Genomic DNA, 5,005 nt, shown 5'->3' with positions numbered 1-5,005 from the left:
GCTACCCGGTAAAACCCCCGGATCCGGTACCCGACATGTTGAACCTGCATGGCACTCCTCCCTCGCCAAAGAAGTGCCAAAGGTTTGTGAACTTATGCATGACCGCAGCGATTGGGCTATGCTCTTACGTGGTTCGGTTTTGATGACGCGAGGAGCGGCGTAGGTGACTATTGCGTATCCTGCCCTGGGTCGCCTGGCGCAGGCCCTGAACCATCCCCTGCTGTTCATCGATCTAGAAACGAGCGGCGGGCATCCCGAGCGTGATCGCATCATCGAGATTGGACTGATCGCTATAAACGAGCAGGGCGAGGCGCAGGAGTGGCAGCAGCTTATCGATGCTGGCTGCAGCATCTCCCCCCACATCCGGGCATTGACCGGCATCCATCCCACGATGCTGACGGGTATGCCTAGTTTTTCGCAAGTCTGCGATCAACTCGGCTCTTTTTTGCAGGATAGCGTCGTCATCGCCCATAACGCGCGCTTCGATGCCGCCTTTCTCCGCCAAGAGTTACGGCGTGTGGGTTCCGCATGGTCCAGTAAGCTGCTATGCAGTCTAAAAATCTCCCGCACCCTCGAACCCGCCGAGAAGAAGCACGGTATCGATGCGCTGATCCATCGCCACGGCCTCGACTGCGCGACACGCCATCGTGCCCTGGGTGATGCGCGGGTGGTGGCGCAGTATCTCGAAAAAATGGCGACGCAGCGCTTTGCCGATCTTCTCTATGCCTGCCAAGCCCAGTGGCAACGCACAGGGTTGCCACCGTGGATCGACGCCGGGATCATCGAAGACATCCCCAACCGCTGCGGGGTTTACCGGTTTTACGGGGAGAACGACCTTCCGCTCTACATCGGCAAGAGTATTCATTTGCAGAAGCGAGTGCTCCAGCATTTTCGCAATGATTTTCGGGAGATGCGGGAGATGCAGTTGGCGCAGCAGGTGCGGCGTATCGAGTGGACTGAAACCGCCGGAGAACTCGGGGCCTTGCTGCTTGAGTCGCGTCTCGTCAAGGAGTTGCAGCCCATTCTCAATCGGCAACTGCGCCGCCAGCAACGGATCTGTTCTATCTACTGGAACCCCGATGGCAAAACAGGCCCAAGCATTCTTTGTGGCAAAGAGATCGAGCCCGGCCGCTGTTACGGGGTGTTTCGCAGTCGTCACAGCGCGCGTGCGGCGTTACGCGATCTTGCCGAGGAAGTAGGCGCTTGCGGCATCCGTCTCGGTCTGGAAGCTGGCCCAGGACCTTGCTTCAATTATCAACTCCATCGTTGTCGAGGTCTCTGTGCAGGGACCGAGAGCGTGCAGGAGCATGACGAGCGTCTGCGTGGCGCGTTGGAAAGATTGCTGATTCGGCAATGGCCCTACGCCGGACCCATCGCCATTCCCGAGGGCGGGGCCGGCGCCACATTCCACGTCTTTGATCAGTGGCACTACCTTGGTATGGCCGATGCAAAGACCTGGGATACGCAGACCTGGACATCGTCGTCAGAACCCTTCGACATCGATACCTATCGCATTCTTCTGCGCTATCTGCGCAAGCCCAATGCCAAGTTTTACGTGCCGTCAGCTGCCGGCGCGGCACGCTAGCAAGCACTTCTATTGCTTTAGCGACACGCCTTGGTCTATAGTTCGCATCCTCTTACCAAAGAGACTCGCTCCCATCGTCTAGTGGTCTAGGACACCGGCCTCTCACGTCGGTAACAGGGGTTCGAACCCCCTTGGGAGCGCCACCTATTTCTTCTGTAGCAGTCAGTTGCCCACCTTGGGTTACTTCGCCCTTCTGTGCTAGCGTGCCCACTCCGCTAGCTACAAGAGAGGCACAATGAAATTCCAAGTAAAGACGCTCCTCGCGTCGCTATGGATTCTGACATTTCCTACGTTGAGCATGGCCGCCGCCAGCCATCCCCAGGGCTTTAGTGGCAATCTTGGCCTAGGCTTTAGCAGCAGCACGGGTACCAGCCAGGCTCTTAGCCTGAATACCGCCGGCGAGCTCTATTGGCTTCGCGGTCCGTGGTCGAACGAGAGCAATCTCGCGTACAACTATGCGCGCAGCGATAGCGAAGTCTCCGCAGATCGATTGGCACTCGGAAACAGCACCCGGTACCTGTTCGGCAAGAATACCTATGCCTTCGGGAGCGTCGATTATGTGCGTAATCACTTCGATGGCTATTACTATCGTGTCGATGAATATGCCGGCCTTGGCCACTATCTCTACCCGGCCGAAAACATGCGGCTGGCCTTACAGGCGGGCGTCGGTGCGCGCGAGGCTCATCGCATTGGCTATGCCTCCGAAGTCGATCCCCTTGCCCGGCTGTCGGCCAAATATCGTTGGCAAATCAGCAAGGGAGCCAAACTGACGGAAGCCGTGGATGCGGTGCTGGTTCGCAGCGGTGCCAACACCTATCAGTCCTTGCTGGCCCTCGATACCCCGCTACTGGGTAGCCTGGGGATGCGCTTTTCCTTTTTGGCGACCTACAATGCGCAGGTGGCCACAGGGTACAAACCCTTCAATACCCTGACCGCCGTCAATTTGGTCTACCATTTTTGAGGAGTAACGACATGCGCCACTCAGGACGCGCTGCCAACGAACTGCGCAGCATCCAAATCGAACGCGGATTCACCAAACATGCCGAGGGTTCGGTGCTGATCAGCTTTGGCGACACGCGGGTGCTCTGCACCGCCAGCGTCGAGGAAAAGACGGCGCCCTTTTTACGCGGCTCCGGCCAAGGCTGGATTACCGCCGAATACAGTATGCTGCCGCGGGCAACCCAAAATCGAACCCAGCGCGAAGCAGCAAAAGGCAAAATTGGCGGGCGTACCCACGAGATTCAGCGGCTGATTGGGCGTAGTCTGCGCGCTGCGGTCGATCTGAAGGCCTTGGGCGAACGCAGCATCTGGCTCGACTGCGATGTGCTGCAGGCCGACGGTGGCACCCGCACGGCAAGCATCACCGGTGCTTGTGTCGCCCTTGCCGACGCCATCGATGGCTTGCTGCAGCGCGGCCTGCTCACCAGCAATCCGTGGCGGCATTGGATCGCGGCGGTCTCCGTTGGCATCTTGGCAGGAACCCCCATCCTCGACCTCGACTACCTGGAAGACAGCAGCGCCGATGTCGACATGAATTTGGTCATGACCGACGATGGTCGCTTCGTAGAATTGCAGGGAACCGCCGAGGGTACGCCCTTCGACGCCAATCACATGGCCGACATTCTGCTGTTGGGGCACAAGGGCATTAGCGAACTCATTGCCTTGCAAAAGCGTGAGTTCCCATCATGGTGAGGCGCATCGTGCTTGCCAGCCGCAATCCCGGTAAGCGACGGGAAATAGAGCCTGCCTTTCAATCCCGCGGTTGGGAGCTCCTCGACCTCGATCATCTAGGCCTAGAAAGCCCGGAGGAAACGGCAACAACCTTTGTCGAGAATGCCTTGCTCAAGGCGCATCACGCAGCCAAGCAAAGCGGTCTGTGGGTGCTCGCCGAGGATTCGGGGCTCTGCGTGCCAGCTCTGGGTGGCCGGCCGGGTGTGTACTCGGCACGTTTTGCGGGCGACGAAGCCAGCGATGCCGCCAACAATGCCCAACTTTTGGCAGAGATGCACAGCCTCGCAGGCCCCGATCGCAACGCCTATTTTGTTTGTGTGATGGTCCTGCTGCACGGGCCCGAAGATCCCCTGCCGGTGATCGGTACGGGCCGGTGGGTGGGCAGCATTGCCACCGAAGCGCAAGGACAAGACGGTTTTGGCTACGACCCAATCTTTCTACCCGATGCAACGCCGGGGCGCAGCGCTGCGGAGCTCGATCGCACGCAAAAAAATCGCATCAGTCACCGCGCCCAGGCTTTGGAATCGGTGTTGCGCGAACTGTAATGGTACGATTCAAACTTCCCAGCCGCGCTCGGCCAGGAGTTGCTTGAGACGGTTCAGTGCGCGTGCCTGAATCTGGCGAATCGCCTCGCGACTGACGCCCAGGCGCTCCGCCACCTCTTCCAGCGTCATCGGTTTATCGCCATGTAGGCCGAAGCGGCAGATCATCACTTCCCGCTGTTTGACATTGAGCTCGAGCAAAAACTCTGTAAGGCACGCGCGCAGGCGTTCTGATCATATCGCTGTGCGGGAGACGGCACGTCATCGGCAATATGATCCATGCGCGTCATTCCCTCGTACAGTTCGTCTTCAAGAGAAGATACGCGAATATCAGCGAAATCAAGGGCGCGCACCGTGCTTTCACGTACCCCCATGGATTCGGCGCGCTTGCGTGTGCGCTCCTTTTGATCGACGGTTTCTTCCTTTTCCTCTTGACCCATTGCGTGCAGGGATTTGGCTAGATAGTCGGGCAGACGAATGAATCGTGAGCGGATCAGGGCACGCTGCATGGCCTCGCGAATCCACCACGTGGCATAGCTGGAAAAGCGCGTGCCCATCCCCTCGCGAAAGCGCTCGGTGGCGCGCATGAGGCCGGTAAAGCCCTCTTGCACCAAGTCGTCTTGGGTTAGCCCTTTGTTACGGTAGGCGCGGGCAATGGACTGCACCAGGGGAATATGGGCTGAGGTCAAACAGGCTCGGGCCGATTCGTCGCCCTCGCGCAAGCGAGCCAGGAGCAGGGTCTCTTCTTCCGCGCTCAAAAAAGGACTCGATTGCTCTGCCGGAAATTCTTCTACGCCAATCTGCGGGCTCGATGCCAAAGGGAACTCAGGGATCTCTGCCCCGGCAATCCCTACATCCCTCTTTTTTGTGCTACGTGCTTTGCCCATGGAGCCCCCGTGCTTTTTCGAGCGAAACTAAAGAAGTAATCGCTAACGTATTAATTCAAAAAATTTTTACTATGCCAATGATATGCGCAGCGAGCAGCTCAATGTCAAGATCCCGTCACCGCATACTCACAAGCAATCTACTCGAGCACATCACACAAGTCTTGCATAAGTTCACAAACCTTTGGCACTTCTTTGGCGAGGGAGGAGTGCCATGCAGGTTCAACATGTCGGGTACCGGATCCGGGGGTTTTACCGGGTAG

General features: G+C 58.1%; 6 protein-coding genes and 1 tRNA gene. 5 read left to right on the top strand and 2 right to left on the bottom strand.

Annotated elements, in window-relative coordinates:
- The first annotated feature begins 163 nt into the window (after positions 1-163).
- The 5 genes from RTI30_RS12440 to rdgB all read left to right on the top strand — a co-directional run bounded on the left by RTI30_RS12440 (position 164) and on the right by rdgB (position 3,861).
- Positions 164-1,585 (top strand): exonuclease domain-containing protein, encoded by a 1,422-nt coding sequence (locus RTI30_RS12440; RefSeq protein WP_312263403.1) that lies wholly within the window; start codon positions 164-166, stop codon positions 1,583-1,585.
- Between the two features lie 67 nt (positions 1,586-1,652).
- Positions 1,653-1,728 (top strand) — tRNA-Glu (locus tag RTI30_RS12435).
- A 92-nt stretch (positions 1,729-1,820) separates the two neighbouring features.
- Positions 1,821-2,546 (top strand): DUF481 domain-containing protein, encoded by a 726-nt coding sequence (locus tag RTI30_RS12430; protein WP_312263404.1) that lies wholly within the window; start codon positions 1,821-1,823, stop codon positions 2,544-2,546.
- A gap of 11 nt (positions 2,547-2,557) precedes the next feature.
- On the top strand, positions 2,558-3,277 hold the full coding sequence (gene rph / locus RTI30_RS12425) for a ribonuclease PH (protein ID WP_312263405.1): 720 nt from the start codon (positions 2,558-2,560) through the stop codon (positions 3,275-3,277).
- Entirely contained in the window at positions 3,271-3,861 is a 591-nt protein-coding gene (rdgB, locus tag RTI30_RS12420; RefSeq protein WP_312263406.1) for an RdgB/HAM1 family non-canonical purine NTP pyrophosphatase, read from the top strand. Before rph ends, rdgB begins: the two co-directional genes overlap by 7 nt.
- 9 nt (positions 3,862-3,870) lie before the next feature.
- Here rdgB and RTI30_RS12415 read toward each other — a convergent pair whose 3' ends face one another.
- Both RTI30_RS12415 and RTI30_RS12410 read right to left on the bottom strand, forming a co-directional pair.
- Complete coding sequence (locus RTI30_RS12415) at positions 3,871-4,029, bottom strand: sigma factor-like helix-turn-helix DNA-binding protein (RefSeq protein ID WP_312263407.1); 159 nt, start codon at positions 4,027-4,029, stop codon at positions 3,871-3,873.
- Entirely contained in the window at positions 4,026-4,745 is a 720-nt protein-coding gene (locus RTI30_RS12410) for a sigma-70 family RNA polymerase sigma factor (RefSeq protein WP_312263408.1), read from the bottom strand. The genes RTI30_RS12415 and RTI30_RS12410 overlap by 4 nt, the downstream gene beginning before the upstream one ends.
- Positions 4,746-5,005: the final 260 nt, after the last annotated feature.

The organism is Candidatus Igneacidithiobacillus taiwanensis, from assembly GCF_031962545.1.
In the GTDB taxonomy this organism is placed as follows: domain Bacteria; phylum Pseudomonadota; class Gammaproteobacteria; order Acidithiobacillales; family Acidithiobacillaceae; genus Igneacidithiobacillus; species Igneacidithiobacillus taiwanensis.
The sequence above is the reverse complement of the archived record's forward strand: the minus strand, read 5'-3'. Positions and strand labels throughout refer to the sequence as shown.